Source organism: Thalassospira mesophila, assembly GCF_002115755.1.
GTDB lineage: Bacteria > Pseudomonadota > Alphaproteobacteria > Rhodospirillales > Thalassospiraceae > Thalassospira > Thalassospira mesophila.
In genome coordinates, this window is record NZ_JFKA01000008.1 from 40,430 (window position 1) to 56,831 (window position 16,402).

17 protein-coding genes are annotated in these 16,402 nt (G+C 54.8%); 7 read left to right on the forward strand and 10 right to left on the reverse strand.

The features are described 5' to 3' along the window. Nucleotides 1-107: 107 nt before the first annotated feature. The 4 genes from argE to TMES_RS16055 are packed head-to-tail and all read right to left on the reverse strand — an operon-like array spanning nucleotide 108 to nucleotide 4,368. Nucleotides 108-1,292: an acetylornithine deacetylase gene (gene argE, locus TMES_RS16040; protein WP_085584372.1), complete on the reverse strand. Its 1,185-nt coding sequence runs from the start codon at nucleotides 1,290-1,292 to the stop codon at nucleotides 108-110. 23 nt (nucleotides 1,293-1,315) lie between these two features. Further along, nucleotides 1,316-2,806: a tripartite tricarboxylate transporter permease gene (locus TMES_RS16045; protein WP_085584374.1), complete on the reverse strand. Its 1,491-nt coding sequence runs from the start codon at nucleotides 2,804-2,806 to the stop codon at nucleotides 1,316-1,318. Nucleotides 2,807-2,818: 12 nt separating this feature from the next. Then, a complete protein-coding gene (locus tag TMES_RS16050; protein WP_085584376.1) occupies nucleotides 2,819-3,343 on the reverse strand; it encodes a tripartite tricarboxylate transporter TctB family protein in 525 nt (174 codons plus the stop codon). 35 nt (nucleotides 3,344-3,378) lie between these two features. After that, nucleotides 3,379-4,368: a Bug family tripartite tricarboxylate transporter substrate binding protein gene (locus TMES_RS16055; protein ID WP_085584576.1), complete on the reverse strand. Its 990-nt coding sequence runs from the start codon at nucleotides 4,366-4,368 to the stop codon at nucleotides 3,379-3,381. A 148-nt stretch (nucleotides 4,369-4,516) separates the two neighbouring features. Between TMES_RS16055 and TMES_RS16060 the strand changes: the two genes are divergently transcribed. Beyond that, entirely contained in the window at nucleotides 4,517-5,422 is a 906-nt protein-coding gene (locus TMES_RS16060) for a LysR family transcriptional regulator (protein WP_085584378.1), read from the forward strand. Between the two features lie 18 nt (nucleotides 5,423-5,440). On the opposite strand, the gene TMES_RS16065 is transcribed toward TMES_RS16060, so the two are convergent. Beyond that, nucleotides 5,441-6,073, reverse strand: coding sequence for a LysE family translocator (locus TMES_RS16065; protein WP_085584380.1), 633 nt, complete (start codon nucleotides 6,071-6,073; stop codon nucleotides 5,441-5,443). Nucleotides 6,074-6,167: 94 nt separating this feature from the next. Continuing rightward, the gene (locus tag TMES_RS16070; protein WP_085584382.1) at nucleotides 6,168-6,884 is read right to left on the reverse strand and encodes a M48 family metallopeptidase; all 717 of its coding nucleotides are present in this window, start codon (nucleotides 6,882-6,884) and stop codon (nucleotides 6,168-6,170) included. A gap of 228 nt (nucleotides 6,885-7,112) precedes the next feature. Between TMES_RS16070 and TMES_RS16075 the strand changes: the two genes are divergently transcribed. The 5 genes from TMES_RS16075 (at nucleotide 7,113) to TMES_RS16095 (ending at nucleotide 12,908) form a co-directional block, all read left to right on the forward strand. Then, nucleotides 7,113-8,333 (forward strand): argininosuccinate synthase, encoded by a 1,221-nt coding sequence (locus TMES_RS16075; RefSeq protein WP_085584384.1) that lies wholly within the window; start codon nucleotides 7,113-7,115, stop codon nucleotides 8,331-8,333. Between the two features lie 88 nt (nucleotides 8,334-8,421). Then, on the forward strand, nucleotides 8,422-9,162 hold the full coding sequence (gene truA, locus TMES_RS16080; RefSeq protein WP_085584385.1) for a tRNA pseudouridine(38-40) synthase TruA: 741 nt from the start codon (nucleotides 8,422-8,424) through the stop codon (nucleotides 9,160-9,162). 235 nt (nucleotides 9,163-9,397) lie between these two features. After that, entirely contained in the window at nucleotides 9,398-11,101 is a 1,704-nt protein-coding gene (locus TMES_RS16085) for a methyl-accepting chemotaxis protein (RefSeq protein WP_085584387.1), read from the forward strand. A gap of 191 nt (nucleotides 11,102-11,292) precedes the next feature. Beyond that, on the forward strand, nucleotides 11,293-12,273 hold the full coding sequence (locus TMES_RS16090; protein WP_085584389.1) for an SPFH domain-containing protein: 981 nt from the start codon (nucleotides 11,293-11,295) through the stop codon (nucleotides 12,271-12,273). Nucleotides 12,274-12,431: 158 nt separating this feature from the next. Beyond that, complete coding sequence (locus TMES_RS16095; protein ID WP_158091252.1) at nucleotides 12,432-12,908, forward strand: NfeD family protein; 477 nt, start codon at nucleotides 12,432-12,434, stop codon at nucleotides 12,906-12,908. Nucleotides 12,909-12,946: 38 nt separating this feature from the next. On the opposite strand, the gene TMES_RS16100 is transcribed toward TMES_RS16095, so the two are convergent. The 4 genes from TMES_RS16100 to TMES_RS16115 all read right to left on the reverse strand — a co-directional run bounded on the left by TMES_RS16100 (nucleotide 12,947) and on the right by TMES_RS16115 (nucleotide 15,345). Continuing rightward, complete coding sequence (locus TMES_RS16100; RefSeq protein WP_085584394.1) at nucleotides 12,947-13,672, reverse strand: LrgB family protein; 726 nt, start codon at nucleotides 13,670-13,672, stop codon at nucleotides 12,947-12,949. After that, nucleotides 13,672-14,061: a CidA/LrgA family protein gene (locus tag TMES_RS16105; protein WP_085584396.1), complete on the reverse strand. Its 390-nt coding sequence runs from the start codon at nucleotides 14,059-14,061 to the stop codon at nucleotides 13,672-13,674. The genes TMES_RS16100 and TMES_RS16105 overlap by 1 nt, the downstream gene beginning before the upstream one ends. A 171-nt stretch (nucleotides 14,062-14,232) precedes the next feature. Beyond that, the gene (gene arsC / locus TMES_RS16110; protein WP_085584398.1) at nucleotides 14,233-14,568 is read right to left on the reverse strand and encodes an arsenate reductase (glutaredoxin); all 336 of its coding nucleotides are present in this window, start codon (nucleotides 14,566-14,568) and stop codon (nucleotides 14,233-14,235) included. Nucleotides 14,569-14,628: 60 nt separating this feature from the next. Then, the gene (locus TMES_RS16115) at nucleotides 14,629-15,345 is read right to left on the reverse strand and encodes a regulatory protein RecX (RefSeq protein WP_085584401.1); all 717 of its coding nucleotides are present in this window, start codon (nucleotides 15,343-15,345) and stop codon (nucleotides 14,629-14,631) included. An 83-nt stretch (nucleotides 15,346-15,428) separates the two neighbouring features. Here TMES_RS16115 and TMES_RS16120 point away from each other — a divergent pair, with 83 nt between their 5' ends. Further along, entirely contained in the window at nucleotides 15,429-16,223 is a 795-nt protein-coding gene (locus tag TMES_RS16120) for an ABC transporter permease (RefSeq protein WP_085584403.1), read from the forward strand. The last annotated feature ends 179 nt before the right edge of the window (nucleotides 16,224-16,402 follow it).

Sequence of the window (16,402 nt, forward strand, 5' to 3'; positions counted from 1 at the left end):
AGCATCCGGAACCGCTGGAAAGACCTTGATAAGCGCCTTGACCTGTGGTGGACGCGGGGAGGTGTCGTGGATGCAGATCAAGGGGGTGTCACGTTATCAAAGCCGGATCAGGACGGGGTTTTCACCGCCTGATGACCCAACTTCTCCAGGAAAGCCAGGCATTCGTCGAGTTGGGATATCTCGACAAATTCGTTGCGTTTGTGGGCCTGTGTGATCGAGCCCGGGCCGCAAATGATGGACGGAATATTGCCCTGTTTTTCAAAGATTCCGCCTTCGGAACCGTATGAAACCTTGCCCGAAACTTCGTCGATGATGTTGCGAACAAGGGCAAAGCTTTCGGCATCGGTGCAATCGCCCATGCCCGGATAATGAAAGATTTCTTCCCATTCAAAGCCGGTATCGGCTTCGCGGGCTTTCATTTCGGCATCCAGTGTTTGCGTGATGCGGGTTTTGATGTTGTCAATCACGGCTGCGGCATCGTGGTCGGGCAAGTGGCGAATTTCAAAGGTAAATTCACAACTGTCGGGCGTCACATTGGTGGCGGTGCCGCCCGAAATGGTGGTGGTCAGCATGGTGCTGTGCGGCACGGTAAAATCGGGGTCGAACGGGCCGTTGGTTTCAATTTCGCGGGCGACATCGGAAATAAGGGCGATGGCACGCGACGCATATTCAATGGCATTGACGTGATCGGGGGCAAAGGACGAATGCCCGGCGGTGCCCGTCACGGTCACGCGCATCGAATATTTGCCTTTTTGGCCGTTAATTACCTTCATTTCCGTCGGTTCGCCAATAACAGCCAGGCGCGGCGGATGATCAATTTTTGCCAAATGCTCCACCATACTGCCAACACCAAGGCAGCCGACTTCTTCATCATAAGACAGGCACAGATGAAACGGAATGGCCAGGTCCTGTTTGACCAGTTCCGGGATCAGGGCCAGCGCGCAGGCGGCAAAGCCTTTCATATCGGCCGTACCGCGGCCAAACAATTTGCCGTCGCGTTCGGTCATGTCAAAAGCCGGGCTTACCCAGCCTTTTTCAAGCGCCGGCACCACATCGGTATGGCCGGACAGAACAATACCGGGCACGTCTTTGGGGCCGATGGTGGCCAGCAGATTGGCCTTTTCACCGGTTTCATCATAGAACAGCGTGGTTTCAATGTCGTACTGGGCAAGATAATCCTGCACATACCGAATAAGGCCGAGATTCGAGTTCTTGCTGGTCGTGTCGAACGCCACCAGCTTGCCCAGAATATCGATGGCAAGGTGCAGGCGGGACATGTTGGTTTGGGTCATTTTTCAGCTTCTTGTGTCTCGAATTAATTGGCGGCGCGCACGTTGCTGCGCCATTTTTGCCATTCGCGGCGAATGGTCAGGGCCACGAACAGAATGGTCAGGATAAAGAATCCCCAGGAAATCCATGACTGGAAGAAGATGCTCAGGTCACCGCGCGAAATGGCGAGCGAACGACGCATATTGTCTTCAAACATCGGGCCAAGGATAAAGGCGATCAGGAACGGTGCCGCAGGAACGTTCAGCACCATCATCGCAAAGCCGACAACCCCCATTACCAGCAGCACGGCAACGTCAAACGGGCTTGAAGAAACCGAATAGATGCCAAAAACACACAGGATAACGATACAGGGCAGCAGCAATTGCTGTGGAATACGCGAGATTTTGGCAAAGCCGCTGGCGGTTAGTTTGCCTGCGATAAACAGGAAGACCGAGCTAAACAGCATGCCGATAAACAGCGAATAAACTTCGCCGATATTGTTTTGAAACAAGAGCGGGCCGGGGGTAAGGCCGTGGATCATGAAAGCACCGAGCATCACACCCGTAATCACGTCACCGGGCACCCCAAGGGCCAAAAGCGGGATCATGGTGGCACCGCAGCAGCCGTTATTGGCCGATTCAGATGCCGCAATACCTTCAAGTTCGCCTTCGCCAAACCGGTCGCCGTTTTTCGAGGTGCGCCGCGCTTCGCTATAGGAAAAGAACGCCGCGGTGGACGGGCCAATACCGGGAATAGCACCTAAAATAACGCCAATGAAGCTGCCCCGAATGATTGTTTTCAGGCTGCCGCGAAATTCCTTCATGGTCAGGCGGTTATCGCCCAGTTTCATGGCCTGGGTGTTTTCCTCGGGCCGGAAAATGGCAAGTTTCAGCATTTCAGGCAGGGCAAACAAACCGATCAGCACCGGCACCACACCAAGGCCGCTTTTCATGTCTTCGGTCATGGCAAAGCGAAACGAGCCGTACATGTCCTCGCCAACGGTCGCAAGCAACAGGCCAAGGCAGGCAGCAACAATGCCCAGCAACAACGAACGCCCGGAAATGCTGGCAACAATCGTCAACGAAAAGGCCATCAGCATGAAATATTCCGGCGGGCCGACACGCAGGGCAAAAATCGCCAGTGGGGCTGCCAGAAAGATCAGCGAAATGTTGGAAATAAAATCGCCAATGCAGCTTGAGACCAGCGCCATATTAAGCGCCTTGCCCCCTTTGCCTTCGCGGGCCAGCGGGTAGCCGTCCAGCACCGTACAGGCCGCCGATGCAGTGCCCGGTGTTTTGATCAGGATGGCCGAAATCGACCCGCCATAGGTTGACCCTTTATACAGGGCGACCAAAAGCAAAAGGCTGGTAACGGGCGGCATATAAAAGGTAAAGGGCAATGCCAGCGTTACGGCCATGGTGCCGGTCATGCCAGGGATAGCACCAATAATGACTCCACCCCAGATCCCGGCAGCCATAACGATAAAATTGGGCAGTGTCGCGACAGCGACAAAGGCGCCAAGCAATTCATTCCACATGGTGTTTTCTCGTCAGATCAAATGCAGCAGACGGGCAAGGGAAAACCATTTGCCGTGCGGGAAAGGGGTATGGGTGATTTCGGTGAAAACCACATACAGGAAAATCGGAAAAATAATGCTGAGCCCGATCATCCATGCCCGTTTGGTAAAATCGCCGGTCATGATGAACAGGAAGGCCAGCAACACAATGGTTGCGGTCAGAAAGCCGATTTTCGGCATCAGATACACAAAGGCGGCAAAGCCCGCGATCATGCAGATAAAACGGTAGGCAAAAATGCGGTTGGCACACAAATAGGCACCAATCGGCGTGATCTGGTCGCTGGAGCGGCGGCGCATTTTAGGCACCGCCAGAACCAGGGCCAACGCCCCCATGACAACGCCGACCCAGCCAATAACGCGGGGCCACATGTCAGGGGGCGGGGCAAACCCCGGAATAAAGGACGGAACCCGAACATAGACCGGGATCAGAACAAACAGAACAAGGGCAAAAAATGCCGTTGCCACCAGTCCGGTGTAAAAATCGCGGTTGGGGATCATGGTTCCGCCTCGCATCCTAAAAACGGGGTAAAATCTTACTGGATGTAACCAAATTTCACAGCCAGACCATGATACAGGTCGAACTGGGATTTGACATAGGTTGACGGATCTTCATCACCGATAACCGAGATGGAACCACGTTTTTTGGCCAGATCAAGCCACTGTTCGTTGGTCGCAACTTTACCCAGGATGTCTTTCCATTTGGCAACAACATCGTCGGGCAGGCCTTTGGGGGCGTAAAGGCCGCTCCAGCCGCCAACCTGGGCTGCGGTTGCATAACCCAGTTCTTTTGCGGTCGGAACGTCGGGCAAATCAGCCATACGTTTGGGGGCATACACCATCAGGGCGCGCATTTTGCCAGCCTGGATATGGGGCATCAGCGAACCGGCCGAAATGGCCAGGAAGTCAACATGGTTACCCAAAAGGGCTGCTGCCAACGCGCCGCCGCCTTTGTAAGGCACCAGGGTCGATGCGCTTAACGGGTCAAGACCGGCATCAGACAGCAAAGCCTGAACCGAAAAGCCGTCAATCGCGGTGGGGCCGGATGCGGCATAGGTGGTGGCACCGTTGCTTTCCTTGATCTTGGCAATCAGGTCATCAATGGTTTTGATATCAGACTCGGCATTAACCGCCAAAATCATCGGGGTTGCTTCGAGAATACCCAAAAAGGTGTAGTCATCCCATGCGACGGGGCTGTCGGAATAAACCGCCGGATAAAGCGCCATGCCAACACGCGACAGCAGCAGGGTGTAACCATCGGGATCGGATTCGGTTACGAAACGCGCGCCGTTCATGCCGCCGTTACCGGTTTTATTCACAACAATGACCGGCTGTTCGTTGGTGTAGTTGCGCGCAGTTTCTGCAAGCGCACGACCAGCCAGATCAGAGGCGCCACCGGCGCCGTAAGGAACAACAAGGGTAATGGCCTTTTCCGGGTAGGAATCAGCCTGTGCTGCCGACGCAAATGCCGTTGCGCAAGCAAGAGCTGCAACACCCAGTGCAGCTTTCTTCAGATGACGAAACATTTTCATGTCTCCCTGGAGGTGATGGCGTTATTGCCAAGTTGATGCTTCTTGTTTTGTGTCTGAAACATGGCAAACTATAACTATTGAAGCAAAAAATTAATTTCAGTATTACTTATGTAAATACTGAAACCTATGCGGAGGGGGTGGCATGAATTTACGCGAGCTGGAAAGTTTTAATGCTTTCATGGCCTATGGCACCGTTAGCAAGGCGGCCGAGGCCATGAATATCAGCCAGCCGATGGTCAGCCGGATGTTGGCAAGTCTGGAGAAATCGGTGGGATTTGCGTTGTTTGTCCGTAAACGCAACCAGCTTGTCGCGACCGAGGAAGCCGCCCAGTTCCACCACACAGTGTTACGGACCCTGAACGGTTTTCGCGACCTTGAAAGCAGTGCGCGCGCCATTGCCAACCAGCAGCTCGGCAGCATTCGCATTGCCGCCCAGCCGATTTATGTCGACACCTATCTTTTGGATGTTATCGCCAAATTCAAGGCGTTACACCCCAATGTGTCGGTCAGCATTACCGATTCCGGCATGGAAGGCATACTGGAAATGGTCACATCGAGAAATTGCGATTTGGGCATTGGCATTACGCTTGATCTGATGGACCGCGATGTGGCGATGATGCGCCTGGCAAAATGCCGTGCCGTTTGCCTGATGCCGCGCGATCACAGGCTGGCCGGGTTTGAAACCATTGATATTGATTTGCTGCGCGGCGAGAAATTTATCGAGCTAAGCAACGGCAGCCCGCTGCGCACCAAGGTTGACTATATTTTTCAAATTGCCGGGCGCCTGCGCCACATCGCGGTCGAGGCCCGCACGGTGCGCACCATTTCACGGCTGGTGGAACGCAATGTTGGCATCGCGATCAGTGACCCGTTTGCTGCTTTGCTGGTCGATCAGGACCGGGTGGTGGCGCGCCCCCTTACCCCGGAAATTTCGTGGGATGTGGCGGTGTTTCATGCCAACCGCGAATTATCGAACGTGCAACGCAGTTTTTTGGCGTTTCTGCGCGATGAACTGCCCCATCTGCGCGATGCCGGATGTGTGCTGTAATATCGCCCGTTTCGGGTTTTATGCCTTCTGATCAAAGGCCAGCTTGGCAGCAAGGGCCAAAAAAACGCAGCCGGTAAAAACCTGAAATGCACGGGCGATGCGCGCGGAACGGGCCAAAAACTGCCCCAGTTTGCCGGCGAACCCGCCAACCAGACAGTTAATGATGGTGCCGCCGATATTCAGGATTAGCCCCAAAAGCAGGAATTGCAGCAAAACCGACCCGCGTTTGGGGTCAACAAATTGCGGTAAAAACGCCAGCACAAAAACAATGATCTTCGGGTTCAGCAAATTAACCACAATGCCGTCCCGCCATGCCCGAATGGCCGATCCCTTGCGGGTTTCGGCGGCCTTCAATGTTTGGTTGCGGTTTCTAAATGCCTGGAATGCCAGCCACACCAGATAGGATATCCCCGCCCAGCGTAGCATTTGAAACGCAACCGGGTGGGAAGCCAACAAAGCCGCCAGCCCCAAACCGGCCAGTAATGTATGCACAAGCGCGCCGGTCGATATGCCAAAGCTGGCCGCCAGCCCCGCCCGCGGGCCGGATTTAATGCCCTGCCCCAGACAAAACAGCATGTCGTTGCCCGGCGTCATATTAAGGGCAAGGGCGGTGGGCACAAAAACCAGCAATGTTTGAAGCGGGATCAGCATAAGAAACCTTGGACATGACAGGGACGAAAAGGGTGAAAGGGCGCTCGGCTTTTATAAACTGTAATGGCATTTCAAAATGCCGCAGGTAAAGAAATTACTCGCCCGCGCCAAACCGGTGTAGCCCGGACCCGTTGCGTTTTAACCAGTGTTGCTGTTTGGCTGAGGATCCATAAAGGTCGTCAACCACCTTCCAGAAGCGCGAGCTGTGGTTAAGTTCCTGCAAATGGGCAACCTCGTGGGCGACGACATAATCCAGCACGTCTTCGGGGGCCAAAATCAGCCGCCAGCTAAAGGATAAATTGCCGCCCGACGAGCAACTGCCCCAACGCGTGCGGGTATCCTTGATCGAGATGCGGTTGATTTTTTTGCCGATTTCCTCGGCATAGGCGTGGGCGCGCGGGGCGATTTCCAGTTTGGCCTGTTTTTTCAGCCAGTCGGCGACTCGCCGGTTGCTGTGTTCCATGGCGCCCGAAACCCAGATCACGCCGGATTCCGCCCACACCCCGCGTTTGGCATCGGGAACGGCGCGAATGGCATGTTCATTGCCCAAAAATGGCACCCACGCGCCGGGTACAAACAAGACCCGGTCGGGCAGGCGTGACAGGTGCGCTTCGATCCAGTCGACATGCTGGCGCAGCATCGACAGGGCGGTTTTACGCGATATACCGTTGGGAACGACGACTTCCACGCCATCGAAGCCCGGATCGATCCGCAATTTAAGCCGCGACGCGCGCGCACTGCTGCGCAGGCGCACCGGCACAGGGCCCAAACGCGGCAGGTCAATTTCGGTTTCTTCGATGTTATTTGCCATATTGGTGTGGATAATCGCCGAATCTGTTAAAAAAGCACGTCAAATTTACGCGTTTTTACGGGCAGGCGCATCTTGGCCCTTGCCCGTCACATGGGTTTTCCTATACTCCGCGCGCAAGGTCCAGGGTCCAGATTGGTGAATGTTTCGTTTTGGTCCCCGTGATAACACGGGATGACGGCGAAACCACGCTGCCCCGGCACAACATCGGAAGAAGAAAGGCGTCACAGCATGAGCAATCCGGTTAAAAAGGTGGTGCTTGCCTATTCGGGCGGGCTGGATACCTCCATTATCCTGAAATGGCTGCGCGAAGAATATAATTGCGAAGTCGTTACTTTCACCGCCGACCTCGGCCAGGGCGAGGAACTGGAACCTGCCCGCAAAAAAGCCGAAATGTTTGGCGTGAAAGAAATTTTCATCGAGGATCTGCGCGAAGAATTCGTGCGTGAATATGTCTTCCCGATGTTCCGCGCCAATGCCCATTACGAAGGCGTTTATCTGCTTGGCACCTCGATCGCACGGCCCCTGATTGCCAAGCGCCAGATCGAAATCGCCGAAATGGTCGGGGCTGATGCCGTGTCGCACGGCGCAACCGGCAAGGGCAATGACCAGGTTCGGTTTGAACTGGGTTATTACGCGCTGAAACCTGACGTTCGGGTGATTGCACCGTGGCGTGAATGGGATCTGAACTCGCGCACCATGCTGCTCGATTTTGCCAAAAAGCACCAGATTCCGATTTCGGCTGACAAGGCTGGCGGCGATGAGCCCCCCTATTCGACCGATGCCAACCTTTTGCATATTTCCTATGAAGGCAAGGCGCTGGAAGACCCGTGGGGCAAGCCGGACGAAAACATGTTCATGCGCACCGTTTCCCCGCAGAACGCACCTGACGCCATCACCACCATCGAAATCGAATTTGAGCAGGGCGACCCCGTTGCCATTAACGGCAAACGCATGAGCCCGGCCACCCTTCTGACCGCGCTAAACGATGTTGCCGGTAAAAACGGTATCGGCCGGCTGGATCTGGTCGAAAACCGCTATGTTGGCATGAAGTCGCGCGGCGTTTACGAAACCCCGGGCGGCACCATTCTGGCAACCGCGCACCGTGCGATGGAATCGATCACGCTGGACCGTAATGCAGGCCATCTTAAAGACGAGCTGATGCCGCGTTACGCCGAAATGATCTATAATGGGTATTGGTGGTCGCCGGAACGTCAGGCCCTTCAGCGCCTGATCGATGATACCCAGAAAACCGTTAACGGCGTTGTGCGCCTTGATCTGTATAAGGGTAATGTCACCGTGACCGGCCGTAAATCGCCCAACTCGATTTATTCCGAAGCCCACGTCACCTTTGAAGCCGACACTGTTTACAACCAGCGCGATGCCGAAGGCTTTATCAAGCTCAACGCCCTGCGTTTGCGTCTTGGTTTTGATCGCGACAGCGTTAAATAAACGCGGCTTGCGACAAGAACCAGCTATTCGGGACGAGGGGTGTTTGGCACCCCTCGTTCTGTTTTAACCCCCGAGATACAAGACTGCGATGCAAAGATACAAATGCACTGTCGAATATGATGGTCGCCCCTATCATGGCTGGCAGTATCAGGATGACGTGATTTCCGTACAAAAGGTGTTTGAAGCAGCCCTTGAAAAGCTGGTGAAAACCTTTGTCCGCGTTCATGTCTCGGGGCGGACCGATGCCGGGGTGCATGCGCTGGGCCAGGTGGTGCATTTTGATCTGGAAAAGGTTTATCCCGCCGAGGCGGTGATGAATGCCCTGAACCATTATTTGCAACCTGCCCCCGTTGCCGTGATCAGTGCCGAAATGGTCGATCAGGATTTTCACGCCCGGTTCGGGTCGAAAAAACGCTATTACATGTACCGGATTATCAACCGCCGCCAACCGCTGACCTTTGAAGCCGGGCTGGCATGGGGGGTTTATAAATCCCTTGATATTCCCGCGATGAACGAAGCCGCCCAACATTTGATTGGTACGTTTGATTTTACCAGTTTTCGCGCCACCGAATGCCAAGCCAACAGCCCGATCAAAACGCTGGAACGTTTGGAAGTGGTCGCGGGCGAGGGGCATGAAATACGCATCTATGCCGAAAGCCGGTCCTTTTTGCATCATCAGGTGCGTAATATGGTGGGCACCCTTGTGCTGGTGGGCAAGGGAAGCTGGCAACCGCTTGACGTGAAAACGGCACTTGAAGCAAAACGCCGCAGCGCTGGTGGCCCCACTGCCCCGGCAGACGGGCTTTATTTTGTTCGGGTCGAATACTGATTTTCACCCATGGTTGCGGGTGTTGCGCCTTGGTCTGTTTCCAGACTGGAATAGTAATCATTTGAAATTGGTGCAGTTTTTTTCAGTCTCGTCTTTTGCGTGTGTGAAATTAATTCTTTCTCCTGTATTGTGATTTTCATGCCTGTTCCCAACAGGTAAGAAAACCCCGGCAATTTGTTTCGCCGTCCTACCGTGCGAATTCCTGTCAGGGGCGTAAACGGGAGAGACCTCTGAGATGAAGAATAGCATTGTCTTTAAAGTCACTGCGGCATCTGTGGTGATTCTGATTGTGGGGATCATGCTGCTGGGGGGCGTGATCATGCAGCGTGTTTCGCAACAGGTCAGCGATACCAGCCTGCAATCCCAAAAACTGAATTTGCGTGTCGCAGCCCTGATTTTTCAGGACCAGACCCCGGATTTAAAAGTCACCATCGACAAGGCCGGTGAAACAACCCGCCTGGTGATGCCCGAAATTCCCGATTTATCATCCCACGCCATGATCGACAAAATTGGCACCGCCACCGGCGAAACCGCCACGGTGTTTCAATGGGTTCCCGATAAAAAGGATTTCATCCGCGTTTCAACCAACATCATCAAACCCGATGGCACGCGTGCGGTGGGCACTTTTCTGGGCAATGGCAGTGCGGCCTATGGCCCGGTAACGTCTGGTAAAACCTTTCGCGGCGAAGCCCTTATTCTGGGCAAGGAATATGTCACCCAATACACCCCGATTTTTAATACCGCCGGGGTCGTACAGGGCATTTTGTATGTTGGCATTGAAAAGGCCAAGGTGGCGGCGGTGTCGGGATCTATCGGCATGCGCATTATTATTGCCGGTATTATCGTTGCGATTATTGCCACCATCCTGCTTGCAATTTTGCTGCGGCGCCAGTTGGGGCCGTTCCATGAATTGGGCGAAACCATTGAACAGTTTGTGGGCCGTGATTTCTCGGCCGAGGTGCCCCATACCAACAGAAATGACGAGGTTGGCGTAATTGCCAAGGGCCTGTTGCGCTGGCGTGAAGCCGCCCAGCGCATTGGCGAGGCCGAGGACGCCAAACGGATTGCCGAAGGCAAAGCGACAGGAGAACGTCGCGACCAGCGCAATGTGCTGGCAGCCGAGCTTGATGCATCGGTGGGGGAAATTATTGCATCGGTACGACAGGCAACCGAAGGTATGATGCACTCGGCCCGGCAAATGAGCCAATCTGCCAATCATTCGATTGCGCAAAGCAACAATGTCAGCAACGCCGCCAATGATGCCGCGCGCAATGTGCAAACGGTGGCCGCCGCGACCGAGGAACTATCCGCCTCGATCAATAATATTGGCGGGCAGGTGGAAGAATCGACTGCGATTGCCACAAACGCGGTTAACGAAGCCTCGCGCGCCAATGAAATGGTTAGCGGGCTTGCCGTTGCCGCCGAACGCATTGGCGAAGTGGTGAGCCTGATTAACGAAATTGCGGCCCAGACCAATTTGCTGGCGCTAAACGCCACAATCGAGGCTGCGCGGGCCGGTGAAGCGGGCAAAGGGTTTGCCGTGGTGGCACAGGAGGTTAAAAACCTTGCCAATCAGACCGCCAAGGCAACCGACGAAATTGCCCAGCAAATCGGCTCGATCCAGAACGAAACCCGCATGACGGTGGAGGCGATTGAAAAGGTCACCCGGACCATTGCCTCGATCAGCGGGATTACCGATGGTATTTCATCGGCCGTGGCCGAACAAAATACGGCGGTTAATGAAATCGCCTCAAGTGCGCACAGTGCCTCGATCGGTTCGACCGAAGTGGTCGATACGATTGATGCGGTTTTACATGCCGCCAGCGACGGCGGCACGGCGGCAGGCGAACTGGAACATTCCATGTCCGACCTGTCGGCACGGATTGAAACCCTGCAAGCCAAGGTTGGTGAATTTCTGGGACGGTTGCGCGCCGAATAAAATGATCGGACTGTTGATCTTGAAAAGCTGGCAGCAAAAACGTTGCCAGCTTTTTGCTGTGGCCCGGTTCACTGTTTGTCTAACGAAAAGTCGCACTAACAATAATATGATCGAATAACAGTTGTGGATACCGGGTGCCGGTTCTATTCCTTTTTTTGGCTTTTGCCGTAAACATTTCAGGGAATACCCAAATGTCATTCGATTTTCCGATTTTTGCTGGCGTCGTTGCTGTGCTGGCGGTTTTTATTATTCTGCAAAGTGTCAAAATCGTACCGCAGGGCTATCAATACACACTGGAACGGTTTGGCCGTTTTACCCGTAGCATGAGACCGGGCCTGCACATCATTGTGCCATTAATCGACCGCATCGGCCGCAAAATGAACATGATGGAAAGTGTGCTTGATGTGCCATCCCAGGAAGTGATCACGTCGGATAATGCGATGGTCACGGTTGATGGCGTGGTGTTTTATCAGGTGATTGACGCTGCCCGTGCCGCCTATGAGGTCAACCGGCTGGAAGTGGCGATCCTGAACCTGTCGATGACCAATGTGCGCACCGTGGTGGGCTCGATGGATTTGGACCAGTTGTTGTCCCAGCGGGACCAGATCAATGAACGGCTGCTCTCCGTGGTTGATAGCGCGACCGACCCGTGGGGCCTTAAAATTACCCGTGTCGAAATTAAAGACATTACCCCGCCGCGTGACCTGGTCGATGCAATGGGCCGCCAGATGAAGGCGGAACGTGAAAAACGCGCACAAATCCTTGAGGCGCAAGGATCACGCGAAGCCGCAATTTTGCGGGCCGAAGGTGAAAAACAGTCCAAAATTCTGGAAGCCGAAGGCCGCCGCGAAGCCGCCTTTCGCGATGCCGAAGCCCGCGAACGTGCCGCCCAGGCCGAAGCAGAAGCCACACTGGTGGTGTCGAAGGCCATTGCCGAGGGCGATCTTAATGCGATCAATTATTTCGTTGCCCAGAAATATGTTGAATCCCTGTCGCAAATTGCGTCCAGCCCCAACAGCAAACTGGTGTTTATGCCACTTGATGCGTCCGGCGTTGTCGGGTCCATTGGCGGCGTGACCGAACTGATCCGCAACCTGGGCAGTGACAGTGGTGGTGCTGCTGGTGCTGGCGGTGCCGCAAACGCCCATCCCGGCCCGTGGGGTGGTAAATAACCACCCGGCACGGTTTTGTTTTCGGCTCGGCTCGGCTCGTCACGTTCGGACTGTGATGTGCGAAGGCACACAGCCACGGATTGATGATGCGGGCATCAGGCGGCTTTTGGCGCGGCCTGATGCCCCGTCATTGCGTTAACCATGAAAGGTCAACCAAGGTGGATTTTCTGATTTCGGTGGGGGTGACCTATTGGCACTGGTGGAGTCTGGCCGCCATTTTGCTGGTGTTCGAAATGCTGGCACCGGGGGTCTTCTTTTTATGGGTGGCTTTTGCCGCTGTCGTAACCGGTATTGCCAAACTTTTGTTTGGCGGTATGGGCCTTGAAATCCAGTTGCTGGTGTTTGCCCTGTGCGGTGTGGTGGCGACGTTTGCCGGGCGGCGCTGGGTGATGCGCCGTATCAATGCCAAAGGTGACGATGACAATGCCAACGCGCCGGGGTTGAACCAGCGCGAACTGCAATTTCGCGGCCGGGTCATTACCCTGCCCCACGACATGATCGACGGCGAAACCCGCGTCGTGCTGGATGGTACCACCTGGCGGTTATATGTCGGCCAATTGTTAAAAACAGGCGATCAGGTACGGATAACCGGAATTAAGGGGACGGTTTTGCAGGGTGAAGCGGTTTCAAAGTAACCGCTGAGACCCCTGCAATCGCTGCATCCCCCGCCGCCTTACCCAAACAGCCAATGCCATAAAAACGGAACGGTCAGGGCGGTGGCGATGGTGTTTAACCCCATCGACAGCCCCGAAAATGCCCCGGCGGTCTGGTTAACCTGAAAGGCGCGCGCGGTGCCAATGCCGTGTGCCGCCACCCCCATGGCAAAACCACGGGCGCGCCAGTCGGTCAGGCCAATCATATTCATCACCGCCGGGCCCAATGTGGCCCCGACAATGCCGGTAACAATCACACACACAGCGGTCAGCGCGGGCACCCCGCCAATTTCCTTGGCAATGCCCATGGCAACCGGGGTGGTAACCGATTTGGGGGCAAGGGACGCCAGTGTTTCCATGCTGGCACCCAGTAAATGGGCGATGGCAACGGTGCTGGCCGTTGCCATTAAGGACCCGAACAGCACGCCAAAGATAATAACAGGCAAGGCCCGTTTTAACGTTTCCATCTGGCGAAACAGCGGCACGGCAAGCGCCACTGTGGCGGGGCCAAGCAGGAAGTGAACAAACTGTGCGCCGTCAAAATACACCGAATAAGGGGTGCCGGTGAAATGCAATATGGCGGCAATGATGGCAATGGCGATGACCACCGGGTTGCAAACCGGATTACGGTTGCTTTTTTGATACAGCCAGAAACCGATGGCATAGGCGACCAGCGTAATCGTCAGCCCGGTCAGCGGTTTGGTCGAAAGATAGACCCATAATTGTGTCAGATCAGCCGGTTCCATCATTTGGCCCCTTTATCGCTGGTGGCGGGGATGGCGGCGTCTGGCGTGGCGGGTGCCTTGGGCAGTAATTTTGACATTAAAAACGCGGTGGCCGCGATGGTCAGCAAGGTGGAAATCACCAGCGATGCCGCAATCGGCAACCAGTCGCTTTTTAACCGGTCAATCTGGGTGATAACGCCCACACCGGCAGGCACAAACAGCAACGAAAAATGCATCAGCAAATTATCGGCCGCATCGGTCAGTTCCTTGGGCGGTTTGCGTTTGATCAGCAGGCCAATAAACAACAGCCCCAAGCCAATCACCGGGCCGGGCACCGGCAGGCTGAAAAGTTCGGACAAGACTTCGCCAAAAAGCTGGCAAACAAGGATCAGGGCAAATGCGGCAATCATCTTTGGCCTCCCGATGGTGCGTTTATTGTAATCGCGGTCACGTTTTTACATCACTCACTGTGACATAACCTGCTTTGCTGCCGATAACTTTTATTAATAACGAAAAACGCCCGTGCATTTTTGGCACAGGCGTTGGTAACAGGCGAAATCTGTTTGCGTGTGAAGCGCCGCTTATAAAATTGCCAGCACATTTTCGAGCGGGCGGCCAAGGGCGGCCTTGTCGCCGTTCACAACAATCGGGCGTTCAATCGCGCGCGGATGGGTCACCAGGGCGGCAATCAGTTCATCACCGGTTAAATCGGCAATGCCTTCTTCGCGGGCTTCTTTTTTGCGCATAATCTGTTCCGGGCCTTTGCCCAGTTTTGCCAGAATGGCGCTCAGCTCGGCGACACTGGGCGGGGTGGTTAAATAATCCACCACGGTGGGCGTAATGCCGTGTTCCTCGATCAGGGCCAGTGCCTGGCGCGATTTGGTACAGCGCGGGTTATGGTAAATGGTGACGGTCATGTTTGGTTCCTGTCATCAAAGGGTGATGAAGTGAGGGGATGTATAAAATATCATGCCCGCTTAAAGGCCATCAATAATTTGCAAAAGGTTTTCAAGGTCCCCGGTGTCGCTATTAATGATGCGGGTGGCGATATCATAGGAAAACCCCTGCCGGGCCAGGGCGGCCAGATCCTTGTCGTGTTTTTCTTCGCGCTGGTCGGGGCGGCGAAACGGGCCAAGGCGGCGGCGACGCGCATAGGCGGCTGCGGCGGCCAGGTTGGGGTCGGTACCGCGCATGTCGGTGTGGGCGGCATCATCGGCCTCGTCGCGCAAATCGGTGATGGTTTGATCGACCAGGGTGGATGCAATGCCGCGTGCGTTCAAATCAGCCCCGATCACGCGAATCGCCTTGCCCTTGCGCAACATGGATCGCGCCCGGCCCAGCGCATAGGCCTGATCGTCGAGGAAGCCCGCTGTTTCGCAGGTATTTAAAACGCTTTTCATCCAGTCTTCGGCTTCTTGGGGGTCGGTGTCGTATTGGGCAATCGACAGGCGGATTTTGCCGCGCATCAGTTTTTCCAGCCGCGCCCGCGATGCGGTAAAGCGTTCGAGATACCAGGTGGCATAATTCATTAAATAGTCACGGGTCACCCGGCGCGGCTTTTTCTCGGCCGGGGTTTGCCGGTCGCGGCGCGCGGTGGGTCGCGTGGTGTTGTGCCGGTCATCGGGGCTGTCGCCGTGGGCGTCAAGGTCCGCTTGGCCGGGGGTACGGAATGATGAAATTTTGCGTTCTGACATAACTCTTTGCGGGCTGCCCTTGCGTTTGGGGTGCAACTATCCCTATTTTACCGGCAATTGTCTGTGAATTTCGAGGAAAACCAATGCAAGAGCTTGCACCGCGTCAATTGGGCGCGATTAACTGGCTCGGCCTGTGGACGCTGTATGCGAAGGAAGTGCGCCGTTTTTTGAACGTGCATCTTCAAACCGTTGGCGCGCCTGTGGTCACCAGTCTTCTGTTTCTGGCGGTCTTCCTTCTGGCCCTTGGCCGGGCGGTTGAAACCGTTAATGGCGTTCCGTTTGCGACCTTTCTTGCCCCGGGTCTGGTGATGATGACCATGGCGCAAAACTCGTTTGCCAATACCTCAAGTTCTATCCTGATTTCAAAGGTACAGGGCAATATTGTCGATGTTTTGATGCCGCCATTGTCGGCATTTGAACTGGTTGCCGGTTTTGCCCTTGGCGCTGTCACCCGTGGTATTATCGTGGGTACGGTCACGATTATTGCCATGGCATTTTTTGTTGATCTGCAAATTCATAATATCTGGGCGATCCTGTATTTTGGCATTTCGGCATCGCTGATGCTGTCGCTTTTGGGGATTGCCGGGGGTGTGTGGTCGGAAAAGTTTGACCACATCGCCGTTGTCACCAACTTTGTCATTACGCCGCTGTCGTTTTTGTCCGGTACTTTTTACAGTGCCGAACATTTGCCCGAAGCGGGCCGGATGCTGGCCCATTTTAATCCGTTTTTCTACATGATCGATGGTTTTCGCTATGGCTTTATCGGCGTGTCGGACGGATCGATCACAACCGGCGTCATCGTGCTTTTGTGCGTAAATATCTTTCTGTCGATCCTGTGTTATCGCATGATCAAAACAGGCTACAAACTGAAGGCCTGACGCGGGCGGGATAGCGCCTTTTTCAGCATTAAATTCCGTTTTTGGGCAGCATTCGGCATCGGATGCTGCCCAACTTATTTGTGCGCCGCATCGAAAAGCGTATTTTGCCGCATTGACAGAGGCCGGGAATCTCTTGATACTCCGCAGCTTTCCGGTATTCTGCCGGTGCTGACCATCTG